This window comes from Halomonas sp., from assembly GCF_033549285.1.
Lineage (GTDB): Bacteria > Pseudomonadota > Gammaproteobacteria > Pseudomonadales > Halomonadaceae > Halomonas.
In genome coordinates this window covers 1-1,491 of record NZ_JAWSUJ010000195.1, presented here as the reverse complement: position 1 = coordinate 1,491, position 1,491 = coordinate 1, and the positions used below count along the sequence as shown (strand labels likewise).

4 protein-coding genes are annotated in these 1,491 nt (G+C 56.7%); 2 read left to right on the top strand and 2 right to left on the bottom strand.

Annotation, left to right across the window (positions count from 1 at the left end):
* The first annotated feature begins 133 nt into the window (after positions 1 to 133).
* Together SCI24_RS21380 and SCI24_RS21375 are read left to right on the top strand one after the other, a co-directional pair.
* On the top strand, positions 134 to 382 hold the full coding sequence (locus SCI24_RS21380) for a type II toxin-antitoxin system RelE/ParE family toxin (protein WP_318727282.1): 249 nt from the start codon (positions 134 to 136) through the stop codon (positions 380 to 382).
* A 16-nt stretch (positions 383 to 398) separates the two neighbouring features.
* A complete protein-coding gene (locus SCI24_RS21375; RefSeq protein WP_318727281.1) occupies positions 399 to 773 on the top strand; it encodes a HigA family addiction module antitoxin in 375 nt (124 codons plus the stop codon).
* A gap of 23 nt (positions 774 to 796) precedes the next feature.
* Here SCI24_RS21375 and SCI24_RS21370 read toward each other — a convergent pair whose 3' ends face one another.
* Together SCI24_RS21370 and SCI24_RS21365 are read right to left on the bottom strand one after the other, a co-directional pair.
* Positions 797 to 1,087 (bottom strand): type II toxin-antitoxin system RelE/ParE family toxin, encoded by a 291-nt coding sequence (locus SCI24_RS21370; protein ID WP_318727280.1) that lies wholly within the window; start codon positions 1,085 to 1,087, stop codon positions 797 to 799.
* The gene (locus tag SCI24_RS21365) at positions 1,075 to 1,353 is read right to left on the bottom strand and encodes a CopG family ribbon-helix-helix protein (RefSeq protein ID WP_318727279.1); all 279 of its coding nucleotides are present in this window, start codon (positions 1,351 to 1,353) and stop codon (positions 1,075 to 1,077) included. The genes SCI24_RS21370 and SCI24_RS21365 overlap by 13 nt, the downstream gene beginning before the upstream one ends.
* Between the last annotated feature and the right edge of the window lie 138 nt (positions 1,354 to 1,491).

Genomic DNA, 1,491 nt, shown 5'->3' with positions numbered 1-1,491 from the left:
GAGCGTCAGGCCCAGGTCGTCGAGGCGCCAGCTGCCATCGTTGTCGATGATCCCGAGCGTGGCCTCGTTGGTGGCCAGGTTGAAGAGCACCGTCCATTCCCGATGGGCCGGGACAGCCCGATAGAGCAAGGGCCTGGCTACACTGTGGGAAACCGGTAAATCTAAGATCGACAAGCGCATGCATAGGCGCATCCTGATCCGGCTGGCCGAGATCAACGAGGCCGCAAGCGTTGAGGACATCAACTTACCGGGCTATAACTTCCACGGCTTGCAGGGCTTCAACCCCAAACGTTACACCGTGCATGTGAACGGCCCATGGTGCCTCACCTTTGAATTCGAGGGAGGCAACGCCTATCAGGTTGATTTTGACCAATACCACTGAGTGAGGTGGAACCACTATGGCTATTACCGCAAAGCGGAACACCAACCGTTGCCCACCGCATCCCGGGGAGGTGATCGAAGACATGCTGGAGGATTTGGACTTCAGCAAGAGCGCCATCGCGAAGATGCTGGGCATCTCAAGCCAGCAGCTGCACGCCATCCTGGCCGCCTGTAAGCCAGTATCGCCAGAAATGGCTGCACGTCTTGGCAAGCTATTCGGCAACGGTCCCAGCCTATGGCTGCGTCTCCAGGCGGCTCACGACGCTTGGCATGCCGAGCGCGAAGTAGACGTCAGTGCGGTGCCCTCACTGAATGTGGCCTATAAGGTGGACCTCGCTGAAGCACTTCCTGAAGACCGTTCGGGAGCCACGCGAGACTGTGGCGGTAAGTAGGCACGCTATCGATTGCTTGCCCGTCAGAATCCAGCTTCTCTCTGATGACGGATGGCCAGTACCACCACAGCGTCCCCATCGAGACGGTAACGGGCGATGTAACCGCTATCACCAAAATCAATCAGCCAATCCCGATATTCCTCGGGTAGATCATCAATCGGGCGACCGATATGTGGGAATTTTCCAAGCTCTAGGATGCCCTGAATGATCGCCTTAGCGGCTCTCTCGGCTGCTGCTGGATTCTTCGGCCGTAGGAACTCACGCAATTGCTCCAGATCCCGGACTGCTGCCGGGGAAAAGATCACTTGTGACATGTTGGGGGCAACACCTCATCATCCTTCCCCCAGCTGACCAGCCACTGCTCCACTTCGTCAGCGGTCGCATGCAAGCCAGTCGCTTGGTAATCCTCCCAAGCTTTGACTGTGTCCTGCCTGCACGCCTCTCGCCTTTCCTCTCGCTCTACATACTGCTCAATGGCCTCACGCATGAGCCAGTGTGCCGAGCGCTGGCGGACGTCAGCCAAGTGTTGCACCCGCCCTTTCAGATCGTCGTCGAGTTTGATGGATGTTGGTTTTGCCATGCCGATCTCCGTAGCAAGAAGTATTACCTATGACTACTGTAGGTCGTGTCGGCTAGCCCGGAAATTGCACCAGACATGCAAAAAGCGGCTGAAAATCGGTTATAATTCAAGCTCCTACACAAGAATCAACCGCATCAG